Raw genomic sequence first — 16,600 nt, forward strand, 5'->3', positions numbered from 1 at the left:
CCCGTCGCTGCTTCCCGGCTCCCGTTACTTCTCCAGCTTGTCCTGCGGCTCGGACAGGCCCTGCCGCTCGCGCTCCACCCGGCGCCGGACGCCGAACCAGCCGACGACCAGGGCCGCGCCCACGATCGGGATCAGGAAGAGGGTCTTGCGGCCCACCTCGGCGTCCTTCCACATCAGGCAGAGGACGACGAGCAGGAACGCGATCGTCACGTACTCGGTGATGCCGCTGCCCGGGAGGCGGAACTTCGGCCGGGTGATCGCGCCTTCCTTCGCCCGGCGCACGAAGGCCAGGTGACACACCATGATCGTGATCCAGGTGCCGATGATGCCGAGCGAGGCCACGTTCAGGACGATCTCGAACGCCTGGTCCGGGACGACGCGGTTCAGGCCGACGCCGACGACACCGAGGGAGGCGGTCAGCAGGATGCCGCCGTAGGGCACCTGGTTGCGGTTCATCTTGGCCGTGAACTTCGGGGCGGATCCCGCCATCGCCATCGAGCGCAGGATGCGGCCGGTGGAGTACAGGCCGGAGTTCAGCGAGGACATGGCCGCGGTGAGGACCACGAAGTTCATGACGTCGCCGGCGGCCGGTACGCCGATCTTGGAGAGCACCGTCACGAACGGGCTCTGGTCGGCGGAGTACAGCGTGCCGGGCAGCAGCAGCGCGAGGAGCACCACGGAGCCGACGTAGAAGATGCCGACGCGCCACATGATCGAGTTCACCGCGCGCGGGACGACCTTGTGCGGGTCCTTCGTCTCGCCCGCGGCGACGCCGACCAGCTCCAGGGAGGCGTACGCGAAGACGACACCCTGCATCACGATCACGACGGGCATCATGCCGTTCGGCAGGAAGCCGCCGTGATCGGTGATCATGTTCAGGCCCGGCGTCTCGCCGCCGACCTTGTGCTGGCTGGCCAGCAGGAAGATTCCGATGATCATGAACGCCGACAGCGCGGCGACCTTGATGATCGAGAACCAGAACTCCATCTCGCCGAAGTACTTCACCGAGACGAGGTTCACGGCGAGCACCACCGCGAGGGCCACGAGGGCGAGCACCCACTGGGGTATGTCGGTGAAGAAGCTCCAGTAGTGCGTGTACAGGGCGATCGCCGTGATGTCGGCGATGCACGTGGTCGACCAGTTGAGGAAGTACATCCAACCGGCGAAGAACGCGCCCTTCTCGCCGAGGAACTCACGCGCGTACGAGACGAACGACCCCGACGAGGGCCGGTACAGGACCATCTCGCCGAGGGCTCTGACGACGAAGAACGCGAAGATGCCGCACACGAGGTACGCGACGGCGAGCGCGGGGCCCGCCGAGTTGAGGCGTCCGCCCGCGCCGAGGAAGAGGCCGGTACCGATCGCGCCACCGATCGCGATCATGTTGACGTGGCGGGCCTTGAGGTCCTTGCTGTAACCGGCGTCGCCCGCGTCCGCGGGGGCCTGGGAGGCGTCGTTGCGGGACGCGTCCACGGCGGCCGTGTCTACGGCTTCCTTGCTCACGTGGTCGATCTACTCTCTGGTGCCCGGAAGAGCTCCGGTGTCCGGATGTGCTTCGACCCGCGACACCCCTGACGCGCGCGGACCGACGGGACACCTTCCCCCAGAGATCGGCGCGCACGCGGTGGCACACGTCACATAGCGGCTCTTCTCACATGGTGGTCAGGGGGTGTACAAGGCGTCGATGACCTGCTCGTACTTGTCCCGGATCACCCGGCGGCGCAGCTTCAGGGACGGGGTCAGCTCGCCCGTCTCCGGACCCCACTCCTCGGCCAGCAGGCGGTAGCGCTTGACCTGCTCGGTGCGGTTCAGGCGCGCGTTGGCGGCCCGCACGGCGCGCGCCACCTCCGCCCGCACGGCCTCGTCGGCGACCAGGTCCCCCTCGATCCCGCGCGCGGCGGCCCAGGCCGGTGCCATCTCCGGATCAAGGACGAGCAGCGCCACCAGGTACGAGCGGCCGTCCCCGTGCACGAGGGCCTGGCCGATCAGGGGGTGCTCCTTGAGCGTGTTCTCGACGAGGGCGGGCGAGACGTTCTTGCCCGTCGAGGTCACGATCATTTCCTTCTTGCGGTCGGTGAGCCAGAGGTAGCCGTCCTCGTCCAGGCGCCCGATGTCGCCGGTGGCGAACCAGCCGTCCGCGTCGCACGCGCCGTCGACGCCGCCGTCGGGCCGCAGGTAGCCGTCGAAGACCGTCGCGCCCCGCACCAGGATCTCGCCGTCGTCGGCGACCCGTATCTCCAGGCCGTCGATGGGGCGGCCGACCGAGCCGAGCCGGAAGCCGTCGGGGCCGTTCGTCGTGACCACGCCGGTCGTCTCCGTGAGGCCCCACGCGTCCATGATCACCAGGCCGAAGCCGGCCCAGAACCGGGACACCTCCAGCGGCATCGGCGCCGAGGCGCTCGCCGTCCACACCAGGCGGTCGAACCCGGCGAGCGCGAGCAGCGGGTCGAGGACCTTCTCCTTGGCCTCCTGGTACGCGGCCCGCAGCTCGGCAGGAGGCTCCTCGCCGCGCTCCCGGCAGGCGACATGCGCGCGTGCCGTCTCGTTCGCCGCCTCGACGGCACGGCGCCGCTCCTCGGGCAGCCCCGCGAGCGCCGCCCCTACGGAGGCGGCGAGCTTCTCCCACACGCGCGGGACCCCGAAGAACTGGAAGGGGTGCAGCTCGCGGGCGGTGGCGGCGACCTGGGCGGGGTCCGCGCACAGGTAGACGTGGGCGGCGCGAAGGACCGGCAGGTAGAGGCCCAGCAGACGCTCCGCGATGTGCGCGAAGGGCAGGTAGCAGATGTGTCCGACGTGCTCGGGGAAGTCGACGACGCCGTCCAGGGCGATGCCGTTGAGGAGGACGTTGCGGTGGGTGAGGCGGACGCCCTTGGGGTCGCCCGTGGTGCCCGAGGTGTAGACGACGGTGAGCGCGTCGGTGGGCCGGTTCTCGCGCCAGGACTTCTCGAAGGTGTCGGAGTGGAAGAGGCGGCCGCCCGTGGCGTGCAGGGACCCGTACGTGCGGTGCTCGCCCGCCTCGGCGGCCTCGACGACGACCAGGCGCTCCAGCGGAGCCGTGTCGTCCGCCAGGAGGGGCTCCCAGCGCGGCAGTTCGCGGGCGCCCTCGACGATCGCGAAGCGGGCCCCGCTGTGCCGGACGATGTGAGCGATCTGCTCGGGGGCCGCGGTGGCGTACACGGTGACGGGGACGGCGCCCAAGTGCACCAGGGCGAGGTCGCTCAGCCAGTGTTCGGGACGGTTGCCCATCATCAGCAGGACGTGTTCGCCGCGGCGCACCCCGAGCGCGCTGTAGCCGGCGGCGAGCACGGCGACCTTGCGCCGCGCCTCGCGCCAGGTGAGCGTCGACCACTCCTCGCCCTGCCGCCAGGACAGCGCGGGCAGATCTCCGTGGTCCTGCGCGTTGCGGAGCAGCAGAGCGGGGAGCGTGATGTCGGCGGGGTCCCCGGGAAGTCGCAGGATCGTGGTCATGACCGCCTCCTGGCGCCATCGGCTGTGCGTGAGCGGACGCGTGCGTTCGGAGCGTGTGGCCGAGCGGTGGACGAGCAAGTGACTGGCCCGGAGGCTTTCACAACACTGGTGTGCCAGCAATACTGTTGCACTGGATTGATGCACGCCCGGCCACGCACCGGACCACTGCACCGACGGGGAGACGTCCGGAGAGCCGGGGAGGGAGAGCGCCGTCATGACGACGGACACCGACACCGAGGAGCCGACGCTCACGGTCGACGAACTGGCCGCGCGCGCGGGCGTGACGGTCCGCACGATCCGCTTCTACAGCACCAAGGGGCTGCTGCCGCCGCCGGTCATCGGCCCGCGCCGCGTCGGCCACTACGGCCAGGAGCACCTGTCCCGGCTCGCGCTGATCGAGGAGTTGCAGCACCAGGGCATGACACTGGCCGCGATCGAGCGGTACCTGGAGCAGTTGCCGGCCGACCTGAGCGCGCACGATCTGGCCATCCACCGTGCCCTGGTGGCCTCGTGGGCGCCGGACGCGGCGGAGTACGCCCCGCACGCCGAGCTGGAACGCAGGGCGGGCCGCGCGCTCGGCGAGGCGGACCTGGACCGTCTCGCCGCCATGGGGGTGATCGCCCGGACCGAGACCGCGGGGACCTACCGCGTGGACCCGGGGCTGCTGCGCCTCGGCGTGCAACTCCTGGACGTGCCCATCGCGCACGAGACGATCCTGGCGGCGCGCACGGTCCTGATGGAGCACACGCGCTCGGCCGCGCACGAACTGTCCCGGCTCTTCCGCGACGAGGTCTGGGGGCCCTACCGCGAGCGGGAGTCGGACCCCGAGCACGTCGCGGCGATGCGGTCGCTCTCGGCGCACATGCAGCCGATGGTGGTGCAGGCGCTGGTGACCGCGTTCCAGCGTTCCCTCAAGGAGGAGCTGCGGGAGTGGCTCAAGGAGGCCTGACCCCACGGGTGAACCTGGCCCACGGACGAAAGCGCCTCCGGTCCCGCCCGTGGCCGGGCGGCACCGGAGGCGCCGAAGAGGTGGGGCAGACGTCGGACAGCGATCAGGCGTCGCTGAACCTCTCGCCCTTCTCCGCCTTCTCGACCAGCAGCGCGGGCGGAGTGAACCGCTCTCCGTACCGCTCGGCGAGCTCACGCGCGCGTGCCACGAATCCGGGCAGGCCGCCCTCGTAGCCGTTGATGTACTGCAGCACGCCACCCGTCCAGCCCGGGAAGCCGATGCCGAAGATGGAGCCGATGTTGGCGTCGGCGACGGACGTCAGGACGCCCTCCTCCACCAGGCGCACGGTGTCGAGCGCCTCGGAGAAGAGCATCCGCTCCTGCATGTCCTGGAACGGGATCTCGTGGCCCGGCTTGGTGAAGTGCTCGCGCAGGCCCGGCCAGAGCTTGGCCCGCTTGCCGTCCACGTAGTCGTAGAAGCCCGCTCCCCCGCTCCTGCCGGGACGCTCGAACTCGTCGACCATGCGGTCGATGACGATGTCCGAGGGGTGGCCCGCCCAGGTGCCGCCGGCCTCCTGCACGGCGCGCTTCGTCTCGTTGCGGATCTTGCGGGGCAGGGTGAGGGTCAGCTCGTCCATCAGCGAGAGGACCTTGGCGGGGTAGCCCGCCTGGGCCGCCGCCTGCTCGACGGAGGCCGGCTCGATGCCCTCGCCGACCATCGCGACCCCCTCGTTGATGAAGTGGCCGATGACGCGCGAGGTGAAGAAGCCGCGCGAGTCGTTGACGACGATCGGCGTCTTGTTGATCTGCCGTACGAGGTCGAAGGCGCGCGCCAGCGCCTCGTCGCCGGTCCGCTCGCCCTTGATGATCTCCACCAGCGGCATCTTGTCGACGGGCGAGAAGAAGTGCAGGCCGATGAAGTCGACGGGGCGCGAGACGCCCTCGGCGAGCGTGGTGATGGGCAGCGTCGAGGTGTTGGAGCAGAGCAGCGCGTCCGGCTCGATGACGTCCTGGATCTCCTGGAACACCTTGTGCTTGAGCGAGGTGTCCTCGAAGACCGCCTCGATCACCGCGTCGCAGCCCGCGAGTGCCTGCGGGTCGGCGGTCGGCGTGATGCGGGCGAGCAGGGCGTCGGCCTTCTCCTGGGTCGTGCGGCCCCGCTGGACGGCCTTGGCGCAGAGCTTCTCGGAGTAGCCCTTGCCCTTCGCGGCGGCCTCGGCGGAGACGTCCTTGAGGACGACCTCGATGCCCGCGCGGGCGCACGAGTAGGCGATGCCCGCGCCCATCATGCCCGCGCCGAGCACGGCGACCTTGCGCACGGTCTTCGGCTCGATGTCCTTGGGGCGGTTGGCGCCGGAGTTGACGGCCTGCAGGTCGAAGAAGAACGCCTGGATCATGTTCTTGGCGACCTGGCCGGTGACCAGCTCGGTGAAGTACCGGGCCTCGATGGTCAGCGCGGTCTCGAAGTCGACCTGGGAGCCCTCGACGGCCGCCGCGAGGATGTTGCGCGGGGCCGGGTAGCTGGCGCCCGCGGTCTGCTTCTTGAGGTTGGCGGGGAACGCGGGCAGGTTCGCCGCGAACTTCGGGTGGGCCGGGGTGCCGCCCGGGATGCGGTAGCCGGGCTTGTCCCAGGGCTGCTGCGACTCGGGGTTGGCGTCGATGAAGGCGCGGGCCTTCTCGATCATCTCCTCGGGGGTGGCGGCCAGTTCGTGGACGAGGCCGTTCTCCAGGGCGCGCTTCGGGTTGTACTGGGTGCCCTGGAGGAGCACCTTCAGGAGCGCGTCCGTGATGCCCATGAGGCGTACGGTGCGGGTGACGCCGCCGCCCGCGGGGAGCAGGCCGAGGGTGACCTCGGGCAGGCCGATCTTGGAGCCGGGCGCGTCGAGGGCGACGCGGTGGTGGGAGGCGAGGGCGATCTCGTAGCCGCCGCCGAGTGCCGCGCCGTTGACGGCGGCGACGACCGGCTTGCCGAGGGTCTCGATGCGGCGCAGCGAGCTCTTGATCGCGGTGCCGGTCTCGAACGCCTGCTGGGCGTTCTCCGGGCCGACCTTGATCATGTCCTTGAGGTCGCCACCGGCGAAGAAGGTCTTCTTGGCGGAGGTGTAGATGATGCCGCGGATCGAGTCCTTCTCGGCCTCGGCGCGCTCCGCGATCGCCGCGATGGAGTCCTTGAACGCCTGGTTCATGGTGTTCGCGGACTGGTTGGGGTCGTCGAGGACGAGGGTGACGACGCCGGTGTCGTCCTGTTCCCAGCGGATGGTGGTGCTCTCGGTCATGTCTTTGTCTCCGTGAAGTCTGTGGCAGGCGGGGAGGCGGAATCTGGGGAGGGCGGCGGGGCGTCGTAGCCGTCCGACCGCCGGTGGGGGCTGGTCGCGCAGTTCCCCGCGCCCCGAGGCATGCGGCTGCGCCGCGCCTCATGGGGGCGCACGGAGAGCGCGAGGACGGACCACCGGCCCGCGGTCGGCAGCGGTCCCCCTGGCCCCACGGCGCGAGGCCCTACAGCCGCTCGACGATCGTGGCGATGCCCATACCGCCGCCCACACACAGCGTCGCGAGCCCGTACCGGAGGTCACGCCGCTCCAGCTCGTCCACGAGCGTGCCGAGGATCATCGCCCCGGTGGCGCCCAAGGGGTGGCCCAGCGCGATCGCGCCGCCGTTGACGTTGACCTTGTCCAGGGACAGGCCCATGTCCTTGACGAAGCGCAGCACGACGGCCGCGAAGGCCTCGTTGATCTCGACGAGGTCGATGTCGTCGATGGTGAGACCGGCCCTGGCGAGCGCCTTGCGGGTCGCGGGCGCGGGACCGGTCAGCATGATCAGCGGCTCGGAGCCCGACACGGCCGCGGAGACGATCCGCGCGCGCGGGGCCAGCCCGTAGCGCTCGCCGACCTCCTTGGTGCCGACGGCGACCAGCGAGGCGCCGTCGACGATCCCCGAGGAGTTGCCCGCGTGGTGGACGTGGTCGATCTCCTCGATCCAGTGGTACTTCTGCAGCGCGACCGCGTCGAAGCCGCCCATGTCGCCGATGTCCTTGAAGGACGGCTTGAGCCGCGCGAGGGAGTCGGCGGTGGTGCCGGGGCGCAGGTGCTCGTCGTGGTCGAGGACGACCAGGCCGTTGCGGTCCTTGACGGGCACGACGGACTTCCCGAAGCGGCCGTCCTTCCAGGCCGCGGCGGCGCGCTCCTGCGAGAGGGCCGCGTACTCGTCGACGTCGCGCCGGGAGAAGCCCTCGACGGTGGCGATCAGGTCGGCGCCGATGCCCTGCGGCGCGAAGCCGGTCTCGAAGTTGGTCATCGGGTCGTTGAACCAGGCTCCGCCGTCGGAGGCCATCGGCACCCGCGACATCGACTCGACGCCACCCGCGAGGACCAGGTCCTCCCAGCCCGAGCGGACCTTCATGGCGGCGAGGTTGACCGCCTCGAGGCCCGAGGCGCAGAAGCGGTTCTCCTGGACACCGGCGACCGTGTCGGGCAGGCCCGCGGCGATGGCCGCGATCCGCGCGATGTCGGAGCCCTGGTCGCCGACGGGGCCCACCACGCCGAGGACGATGTCGTCGATGGCGGCCGGGTCGAGGTTCGGGAAGCGGGTCCGGATCTCGTGGATCAGGCCGACGACGAGGTCGATCGGCTTGGTGCCGTGCAGGGCGCCGTTGGCCTTGCCGCGTCCGCGCGGGGTGCGGATCGCGTCGTATACGTACGCTTCGGTGGTCACGCTTGAGCCTTTCGGGGGTGCGGGAGGGTGAGGGTCAGCCGAGGAGGGAACGGCCGATGATCTCCTTCATGATCTCGGTCGTGCCGCCGTAGATGGTCTGGATGCGTCCGTCGGTGAAGGCCTTGGCGACGCGGTACTCCGTCATGTATCCGTAGCCCCCGTGCAGTTGCAGGCAGCGGTCGGCGACGCGCTTTTGCAGCTCGGTGGCCCACCACTTCGCCATCGACGCGTGCACGGCGTCGAGTTCCCCGTTCGCGTGGTCGACGATGCACCGGTCGAGGAAGGTGCGGGTCACCGCGCACTCGGTCGCCATCTCCGCGATCTCGAAGCGGATGTGCTGCAGCTTGGCCAGCGGCCGCCCGAAGGCCTCGCGCTCCTTGACGTAGGCCGTGGTGATGTCCAGGAGGTGCTCGGCGGCGGCGATCCCGGCGACGGCGATGCCCATGCGCTCCTGCGCGAGGTTCGTCATCAGGTGGATGAAGGCGCCGTCGAGCTCACCGAGCAGGTTCTCCTTGGGGACGCGGACGTCGTTGAAGAAGAGCTCCGCGGTGTCCTGGGCCTTCTGGCCGATCTTGTCGAGATTGCGGCCGCGCTCGAAGCCCTCCATGCCGCGCTCGACGACCAGGAGGGACAGGCCGTGGGCACCGCCCTCGGCCGACGTCTTGGCGACGACGATGACGAGGTCGGCGAGGATGCCGTTCGAGATGAACGTCTTGGACCCGTTGAGCACCCAGTGGTCGCCGCGGTCCTCGGCGCTGGTGCGGATGCCCTGGAGGTCGGAGCCCGCGCCGGGCTCGGTCATCGCGATGGCGGTGATGAGCTCGCCGGAGCAGAACCCGGGCAGCCAGCGCCGCTTCTGCTCCTCGGTGGCCAGCGACGTCAGGTAGGGGCCGATGATGTCGTTGTGCAGGCCGACGGCGAGTCCGGCCGCGCCCGTGCGCGTGAACTCCTCGGCGAGGACCGCGGAGTAGCGGAAGTCGGCGTTCCCGCCGCCTCCGTACTCCTCGGGGACGGCGAGGCCGAGCAGCCCCTGCTTGCCGGCCGCGAGCCATGCCTCGCGGGAGACGATGCCGTCCTTCTCCCACTGCTCGTAGTGCGGGAGCACCTCTTTGGTGAGGAAGGTGCGGACGGTCTCGCGGAACGCGTCGTGCTCGGCGGAGAAGATCTGCCGTTTCATCTGTACGTGGCCTCCTGCAGCCCTTTTAGAGCCAGCCCTTGACGGTTTCGATCAATGTGGCCGGCTCGGGGCCGACGGGTATGACGTTGAGCATGGTGACGCCCGCGGCCCTGAAGGCCTCGACGCGCTCGCGCACGTAGCCCTTGGGCCCGCACAGCGACATGAGCTCGCAGAACTCGTCCGGGACGGCGGCCTCGGCCTCCTTCTTCTTCCCGGCCAGATAGAGCTCCTGGATGCGCGCGGCCTCCTTCTCGTAGCCGTACGCGACCGCGAGGTCGTTGTAGAAGTTCTTCCCCTTGGCGCCCATGCCGCCTACGTAGAGGGCGATCTGGGGGCGGGCGAGGTCCCGTACGGCGGCCGCGTCGTCGCCGATGGCCAGCAGTCCCCCGGCGACGGTCCGCAACGGGCCGAGTGCCGGATCGCGCTTCTCCTTGCCTTCGGCGAGCGCTGCGCCCCACACCTGGTGGGCCTTCTCCGGGAGGAAGAGGGTGGGCAGCCAGCCGTCGGCGATCTCTGCGGTCATACGGACGTTGGCGGGGCCCAGCGAGGCGACGTACAGCGGGACTTCGGGGCGCACCGGCCTGGTGAGGATCTTCAGGGGCTTGCCGAGCCTGCCGCCCTTCTCCGCGGGCAGCGGCATGTCGGTGATGCCGTGGTGGTCGATGACCTCCCTGCGCAGGATGCGGCGGGTCAGCTCGATGACCTCGCGGGTGCGGCCGAGCGGCTTGTCGTACGCCTTGCCGTGCCAGCCCTCGACGACCTGCGGGCCCGAGGCGCCGAGTCCGATGACCGCGCGCCCGCCGGAGATCGCGTCGAGGCCCGCCGCGGTCTGGGCGATCAGGGCGGGGGTGCGGGAGTAGACGTTGAGGATGGCGGCGCCGATCTTCATGCGCTCGGTGCGGGCCGCCAGATAGCCCATGATCGTGGGCGAGTCGAAGCCGTAGGCCTCGGCGACCCACACGGCGTCCAGGCCCGCGGACTCCAAGGCCGCCACGCTGTCGGCCGCCTCCCGCGGGTCTGCCGCGTAGGCGAGCGGTGCCGAGATCTCCATCAGTGGTCTTCCTCTTCCTTCGGGGATCCGGCTGCCTCCGGGCGCCCTGCTTGCTCCGGGGGCTCGTGGGGGCCCCGCGACGGCGCGGCGAGGGCCGGTACGTCCCAGTCGCGGGCCACGTCGGCGGTGTCGGCGCCGGGCTGCGCGGGTCCTGAGGCGACGTGCGTCGGGGTGGCGGAGAAGCGGGGGGCGGGGGCGGGCTGGGTGATGCCGCCGTGGTCGACGAAGGTGCCGCGGGCGGCGAGGTGCGGGTGGCCGGGGGCCTCGCGCAGGGACAGCACGGGCGCCACGCACGCGTCGGAGTCCTCGAAGACGGCCGTCCACTCGTCGCGGGTGCGTTCCTTGAAGCGGGCGGCGACGGCCGTGCGCAGCTCGCCCCAGCGGGCCAGGTCCTTGCGGGCGGGGGCGGTCTCGGCAAGGCCGAGCAGCTCGATGAACTCGTCGTAGAACTGCTGCTCCAGGGAGCCGACGGCCATGTAGCCGCCGTCGGCGGTCTCGTAGGTGCCGTAGAAGGGGCAGCCGCCGTCGAGGAGGTTGGCGCCGCGGCGGTCCTGCCAGCCGCCGGCCGCGAGCATGCCGTGGATCATCGTGGAGAGGTGGGCCGCGCCGTCGACGATCGCGGCGTCCACGACCTGCCCGGCACCGTGCACGCGCGCGTGGTGCAGCGCCGCAAGGATACCGACGACGAGATAGAGCGAGCCGCCCGCGTAGTCGCCCACGAGGTTCGCGGGAATCGCGGGCGGCTCGTCGGGGTTGCCGATCATGCCGAGGGTGCCGGTGATGGCGATGTACGCGATGTCGTGGCCGGCCCGCTGGGCGAGCGGCCCCTCCTGGCCCCAGCCGGTCATCCGGCCGTAGACGAGCTTCGGGTTGCGGGCGTGGGCGGCTTCGGGGCCGACGCCCAGGCGCTCGGCCACGCCCGGCCGGTAGCCCTCGATGAGGACGTCCGCGCGCTCGACGAGGTCCAGGACGCGGGCCGGGCCGTCGTCCGCCTTCAGGTCGACGACGACGGAACGCTTGTTGCGGTTGGTCACGTCGTACTCGGGATTGATCGCGAGACCGCTGCCGCCGGGGCGGTCGACGCGTACGACGTCGGCGCCGAGATCGGCCAGCAGCATGGCCGCGAACGGGCCGGGACCGATGCCCGCCAGCTCCACCACGCGCACTCCGGCGAGTGGTCCTTGAACGCCCTTGCCTGGCACTGCCATTGAGCCCCCAGCACTATGACACAACTGATGTAACACCAGTGATGCTAAGAACGTGTTCCACTGCGCACAAGCCCCTGGCGAGCAAGCGCTTAGGCAATTCTGGGCCGCCGCCGGTCACCGGCCGTGCGGCGCCTAGCCTGACGGCATGGATTCCGTACTGGTCAGCGCGTGTCTCCGGGGAGTTCCGTGCCGCTACGACGGCCGCGACAAGGCATCGCCGGAGCTGGACGAGGCGGTGGCGGGCCGCGCGGTCGTGTCGTTCTGCCCCGAGGCCGCCGGTGGCCTGCCGACGCCGCGCCGCCCCGCCGAACTCGTCGGGGGCGACGGGAACGCCGTCCTGGACGGCACCGCGCGGGTGGTCGAGGACACCGGCAGGGACGTGACCGCCCAGTTCGTCGACGGGGCGCGGCGGGCGCTGGCCGCGGCCCGGCACGGCGGGTGCACCGAGGCACTGCTGATGCCGCGCAGCCCCTCGTGCGGGCGCGGGGCGGTGTACGACGGGTCGTTCGGCGGTGCGCTGGTGGCGGGCGACGGGGTCACGGCGGCGCTCCTCGAACGGCACGGCATCACGGTCCGCACGGCACCGGGCGTGTGAACCGGCCTTTCGGGACGCAAACGGGACGGCCACGGGTACCTCCTGATCGCGGCCCCCTGCGCGCACGCTAGCCTCGGCCACCCACAACCGCCCCGGGCGTACGACGGAGAGGTGCCATGACCGGTCGTGACAGCAAGAGCCGCACCAGCAAGAACAGTGATCGCGCGTACGACATCGTGCTCTTCGGAGCGACGGGCTTCGTCGGGGAACTGACCGCGGAACACCTCGCGGCGCACGCCCCCGAAGAGGTGCGATGGGCCCTCGCGGGGCGCGACACCGCGAAGCTTGCCGCGCTGCGCGAACGGCTCGCCGCCCTCAACCCGGCGTGCGCGGAGCTCCCGCTGGTCCGCGCCGATGTGGCGGACCCCGCCTCCCTGCGGGACATGGCCAACCACGCACGCGTGGTCGCCTCCACCGTCGGCCCCTACCTGACGTACGGACAGGAACTGGTCGCCGCCTGCGCCGAGGCGGGCACGGACTACGTGGACCTGACGGGGGAGCCGGAGTTCGTCGACCTCATGTACGTGCGGCACGACGCCCGCGCGCGGGAGACCGGGGCGCGCCTCGTGCACTCCTGCGGCTTCGACTCCGTCCCGCACGACCTGGGCGCCTACTTCACCGTGCGGCAGTTGCCCGAAGGGGTGCCGCTGCGCGTCGACGGGTTCGTCACGGTGGGGGCGCGGTTCTCCGGCGGGACCTTCGCCTCGGCGCTGAACCAGTTCGGCCGGGGCCCGCAGATGCTGGCCGCCGCGCGGGACCGGCGGCGGTACGAGCCGCGCCTGGTGGACCGCAAGGCGTACGCCCCGCCGGGCACGCCCCGGTACGCGGGCGAGGTCGGCGCGTGGGCGCTGCCGCTGCCCACGATCGACCCGCAGGTGGTGCAGCGCTCGGCACGCGCCCTTGAGCGGTACGGGCCGGACTTCCGGTACCGGCACTACGCGGCCGTGAAGACGCTGCCGGTCGCGCTCGGCGGCTCGCTCGCCGTCGGCACGCTGGTGGCGGCCGCGCAACTGCCGCCCGCGCGACGCTGGTTGTCCGGGCGGCTCAAGCCCGGCGACGGGCCGAGCCGGGCGCGCCGGGCCTCGTCGTGGTTCTCGGTGCGGTTCGTCGGCGAGGGCGGCGGGAAGCGGGTGTTCACCGAGGTCTCCGGCGGGGACCCCGGGTACGACGAGACGGCGCGGATGCTCGGCGAGTCGGCGCTGTGCCTCGCGCTGGACGACCTGCCGCCGACGGCCGGACAGGTCACCACGGCAGCGGCGATGGGCGACGCGCTGCTCGAACGGCTGCGCGCCACGGGCATCTCGTTCCGCGTCGCCTCGGTGCGCTAGGGGTCGGGACGGCGAAGTGCCCCGCACACCTCGTGCGGGGCACTCACCGGGAAGCGAAGATTCAGACCACCGGCACCGGGTAGGTCGGGTACTCCACTCCGGAGACGTACTGGACGACCCGGATGACCTGGCACGAGTAGCCGAACTCGTTGTCGTACCAGAGGTAGAGGATCGCGTTGTCGCCGTCGACCTTGGTGGCGCCGGCGTCGACGATGGAGGCGTGCCGCGAGCCGATGAAGTCGTTCGAGACCGCGTCGGGCGCGCTGGTGAAGTCGATCTGCCGCTTGAGCGGCGAGGTCAGCGACACGTTGCGCAGGTAGTCGAGGACTTCCTCGCGGTCGGTCTCGCGCCCGAGCCGCAGGCTCAGGATCGCGATCGAGACGTCCGGCACCGGCACGCGGATCGAGCTGCCGGTGATGGGCGCCTTGAGGTCGGGCAGCGCCTTGGCGACGGCGGAGGCGGCACCGGTCTCGGTGATGACCATGTTGAGCGGCGCGGAACGGCCGCGGCGGTCGGCCTTGTGGTAGTTGTCCAGGAGGTTCTGGTCGTTGGTGAACGAGTGGACGGTCTCCACGTGGCCGCGCACGACGCCGTACTCGTCCGCCATCGCCTTGAGCGGCGGCACGATCGCGTTGGTGGTGCAGGAGGCGCAGGACAGGATCTGCTCGTCCGGCTTGATCGTGTCGTGGTTGACGCCGTGCACGATGTTCGGGACGTCACCCTTGCCCGGCGCCGTCAGGACGACCTTGTCGATACCGGGGCGCAGGTGCTGGGAGAGCCCCTCGCGGTCGCGCCACTTGCCGGTGTTGTCGATGAGGATGGCGTCCTTGATGCCGTACGCCGTGTAGTCGACCTCCGAGGGGTCGTTGGCGTAGATCACCTTGATCTCGTTGCCGTTGGCGACGATCGTGCTGTTCGCCTCGTCGACGGTGATCGTGCCCTGGAACTGCCCGTGGATGGAATCGCGGCGCAGCAGCGAGGCGCGCTTCACGATGTCCTGCTCGCCGCCCCGGCGCACGACGACGGCGCGCAGGCGCAGTCCGTTGCCGGAACCGGCCTTCTCGATGAGCAGGCGGGCGACGAGGCGGCCGATGCGGCCGAAGCCGTAGAGGACGACGTCGCGCCCCTCGCGGCACTCGATCTTGTTGTCACCCGTGGCGCCCGCGACGGCCTCGGCGGTGAACGCCTCGACCGTCAGGCCCCGGTCGTCGCTCTTGTACAGCGCGGCGAGCATGCCGAGGTCGATCTGCGACGGGCCGAGGTCGAGCGTGGTGAGGGCCTGCAGGAACGGCAGCGTGTCGGTGACCGAGAGCTCATCGCCCGCGATCTGCCGGGCGAACCGGTGCGTCTTCAGGATGCTGACCACCGACTTGTTCACCAAGGAGCGGCTGTGCAGCAGGACCGTGACGTCCCGCTCGCGGTGCAGCTTCCCGATGACGGGGATCATCGACTCCGCGATCTCCTCGCGGTTCTTCCAGTTGGTGAACGAGTCGTCATTGACAGTCACAGGAGTATCTTTCGAGCTAGGCGGCGCTCATATGCTAACCCGCCCCTCATTTGATCTTTCAACCCGGTGCCGTACGCCCGGCTGACCTTGGAACCGCAGGCTCCCACCGGGCCCGCCCCCGCCGCGCCCCGCTCCCGCCGGCCCGGTCAGATCCGGCTCGCCTCCTGCAGGGCCGAGCGGCACAGGGCGTCCGCGCGCCGCGTCGACTCCGGCAGGCGGTAGCGGGGTATCAGCCGCAGGACGTGCGCGCACGCGTTGTCCAGGCTCACCCGGTGGCCCGCCGAGACGAAGACCGGCTTCACGCCCTCGCGGGTGCGCAGGGCACGGCCCACCTCCTCCGCGCCGTCCAGGAGCGGCGACGCACTCCCCCGCGGCTCGGCCGGGGCCTGGTGCGCGAAGGTGAACGGGTTCTTGGCGACGCCCGCCGTCGCCAGGCCGGTCAGGACGCCGAGGTGGCTGGCCAGGCCGAAGCGGCGCGGGTGCGCGATGCCGTACCCGTCGCAGACGACGAGGCCGGGGTCGGAGCGCAGCCCGGCGAGCGCGGCGAGGACCGTCGGGATCTCGCGGAAGGCCAGCAGGCCCGGCACATAGGGGAAGGTCACCGTGCCGACGGCCGTCGCCTCCTCCACCACCTCCAGCGTCGCGGCGTCCAGGACGACGACGGCAGCGGCGACGATGTCCCGCTCGTCGTCGTAGGCGACGTCCACTCCGCTCACGTGTCCGGTGCCGGGCGGCGGGCCCGCTTCGCCGAGGACCACGCGGGTGCGCAGCTCGTCCTGGACGGCGCGCGCCGTCGGTTCGTCGGTGGGCCAGTCGGAGGGCATCGCGTAGCTGGTCATAGTGCGGGGCAGCCTAGTTGGCGCGCATCGCCGACCGGCCTCCCGTCCGGCCCCGCCCACCTGCGTCAAGGACGCGTAAAGATTGCCGGGATACGGCAATGACCGGCGTACGCGCACCGTGTCACCATCAGCCCGTAACGGGGTGGACGGCAGGACGGGGGAAGTGATCCGATGACGGTCTTTCTGGGTCTCGGCATCGCGGGGATCGTGCTGCTGGCGCTCTCACTCGTCCTCGACGGAGTCCTCGAAGGACTCTTCGGCGGGGCGGGCGCGCTGGACGGGCTCTTCGACGGGCTCCTCTCCCTGCCGGTCGTCGCCGGGTTCGTGTCCATGCTGGGCTTCGGCGGGGCGCTCGTGCTCGGCACGACCGGGCTCGGCGCCGGCCCCGCCACGGCCGCGGGAGCCTGCGCGGGCACCGCGGCGGGCTGGGCCACGTGGAAGCTCACCCGCGCCCTGATGCGCGATCAGACCGCCCGCACACCGCGCGGCGACGACCTGGTGGGCACCGCGGGCGCCGTGGTCACGGCGATCCCGGCCGACGGCTACGGCGAGGTGCTGCTGCGCCTCGCGGGCCAGCCCGTGAAGTACGCGGCCCGCAGCTCCGTCGCCGTCGCGCGGGGGACCGAGGTCTGGGTCGACGCGGCCTTGTCGCCGACCTCGGTGGCGGTGCGCCCCGTCGAGCGCTGAGCGCGCGCGGGACGCCGTCCGCACGTCGACCACCCCACGTCATGTAACCGATCTGCCGTCCCCGGGTGGCAGGGGGGAATG

The 16,600-nt window shown here is 71.2% G+C and carries 13 protein-coding genes; 4 read left to right on the forward strand and 9 right to left on the reverse strand.

Annotated elements, in window-relative coordinates; translation table 11 throughout:
• Positions 1 to 24: 24 nt before the first annotated feature.
• A complete protein-coding gene (locus ACZ592_RS13325; protein ID WP_471581639.1) occupies positions 25 to 1,503 on the reverse strand; it encodes an amino acid permease in 1,479 nt (492 codons plus the stop codon).
• 159 nt (positions 1,504 to 1,662) lie between these two features.
• A complete protein-coding gene (locus ACZ592_RS13330; RefSeq protein ID WP_471581640.1) occupies positions 1,663 to 3,468 on the reverse strand; it encodes an AMP-dependent synthetase/ligase in 1,806 nt (601 codons plus the stop codon).
• Positions 3,469 to 3,682: 214 nt separating this feature from the next.
• Here ACZ592_RS13330 and ACZ592_RS13335 point away from each other — a divergent pair, with 214 nt between their 5' ends.
• The gene (locus ACZ592_RS13335) at positions 3,683 to 4,417 is read left to right on the forward strand and encodes a MerR family transcriptional regulator (RefSeq protein WP_471581641.1); all 735 of its coding nucleotides are present in this window, start codon (positions 3,683 to 3,685) and stop codon (positions 4,415 to 4,417) included.
• Positions 4,418 to 4,520: 103 nt separating this feature from the next.
• Here the strand turns inward: ACZ592_RS13335 and ACZ592_RS13340 are convergent, their stop codons facing one another.
• From ACZ592_RS13340 to ACZ592_RS13360, 5 genes are all read right to left on the reverse strand, one after another.
• Positions 4,521 to 6,692 (reverse strand): 3-hydroxyacyl-CoA dehydrogenase NAD-binding domain-containing protein, encoded by a 2,172-nt coding sequence (locus ACZ592_RS13340; protein ID WP_471581642.1) that lies wholly within the window; start codon positions 6,690 to 6,692, stop codon positions 4,521 to 4,523.
• 220 nt (positions 6,693 to 6,912) lie between these two features.
• The gene (locus ACZ592_RS13345; protein ID WP_471581643.1) at positions 6,913 to 8,127 is read right to left on the reverse strand and encodes an acetyl-CoA C-acetyltransferase; all 1,215 of its coding nucleotides are present in this window, start codon (positions 8,125 to 8,127) and stop codon (positions 6,913 to 6,915) included.
• A gap of 34 nt (positions 8,128 to 8,161) precedes the next feature.
• Positions 8,162 to 9,304, reverse strand: a complete 1,143-nt coding sequence (locus ACZ592_RS13350; RefSeq protein ID WP_471581644.1) for an acyl-CoA dehydrogenase family protein — start codon at positions 9,302 to 9,304, stop codon at positions 8,162 to 8,164.
• Positions 9,305 to 9,329: 25 nt separating this feature from the next.
• Positions 9,330 to 10,355 carry an LLM class F420-dependent oxidoreductase gene (locus ACZ592_RS13355; RefSeq protein WP_471581645.1) on the reverse strand — a complete coding sequence of 342 codons (1,026 nt, stop codon included), beginning with the start codon at positions 10,353 to 10,355 and terminating at the stop codon, positions 9,330 to 9,332.
• Entirely contained in the window at positions 10,355 to 11,563 is a 1,209-nt protein-coding gene (locus ACZ592_RS13360; RefSeq protein ID WP_471581646.1) for a CaiB/BaiF CoA transferase family protein, read from the reverse strand. The genes ACZ592_RS13355 and ACZ592_RS13360 overlap by 1 nt, the downstream gene beginning before the upstream one ends.
• Positions 11,564 to 11,708: 145 nt before the next feature.
• Here ACZ592_RS13360 and ACZ592_RS13365 point away from each other — a divergent pair, with 145 nt between their 5' ends.
• Positions 11,709 to 12,158 (forward strand): 2-thiouracil desulfurase family protein, encoded by a 450-nt coding sequence (locus tag ACZ592_RS13365; protein WP_471581647.1) that lies wholly within the window; start codon positions 11,709 to 11,711, stop codon positions 12,156 to 12,158.
• Positions 12,159 to 12,274: 116 nt separating this feature from the next.
• Positions 12,275 to 13,486, forward strand: coding sequence for a saccharopine dehydrogenase family protein (locus ACZ592_RS13370; RefSeq protein ID WP_471581648.1), 1,212 nt, complete (start codon positions 12,275 to 12,277; stop codon positions 13,484 to 13,486).
• 61 nt (positions 13,487 to 13,547) lie between these two features.
• Here the strand turns inward: ACZ592_RS13370 and ACZ592_RS13375 are convergent, their stop codons facing one another.
• Together ACZ592_RS13375 and ACZ592_RS13380 are read right to left on the reverse strand one after the other, a co-directional pair.
• Positions 13,548 to 14,993, reverse strand: coding sequence for a glyceraldehyde-3-phosphate dehydrogenase (locus ACZ592_RS13375; RefSeq protein WP_471581649.1), 1,446 nt, complete (start codon positions 14,991 to 14,993; stop codon positions 13,548 to 13,550).
• Positions 14,994 to 15,139: 146 nt separating this feature from the next.
• Positions 15,140 to 15,832: an endonuclease V gene (locus tag ACZ592_RS13380; RefSeq protein ID WP_471581650.1), complete on the reverse strand. Its 693-nt coding sequence runs from the start codon at positions 15,830 to 15,832 to the stop codon at positions 15,140 to 15,142.
• A 171-nt stretch (positions 15,833 to 16,003) separates the two neighbouring features.
• Here ACZ592_RS13380 and ACZ592_RS13385 point away from each other — a divergent pair, with 171 nt between their 5' ends.
• Positions 16,004 to 16,519: a hypothetical protein gene (locus ACZ592_RS13385; RefSeq protein WP_471581651.1), complete on the forward strand. Its 516-nt coding sequence runs from the start codon at positions 16,004 to 16,006 to the stop codon at positions 16,517 to 16,519.
• Positions 16,520 to 16,600 lie beyond the last annotated feature (81 nt).

The organism is Streptomyces sp. NPDC040622, assembly GCF_055593965.1.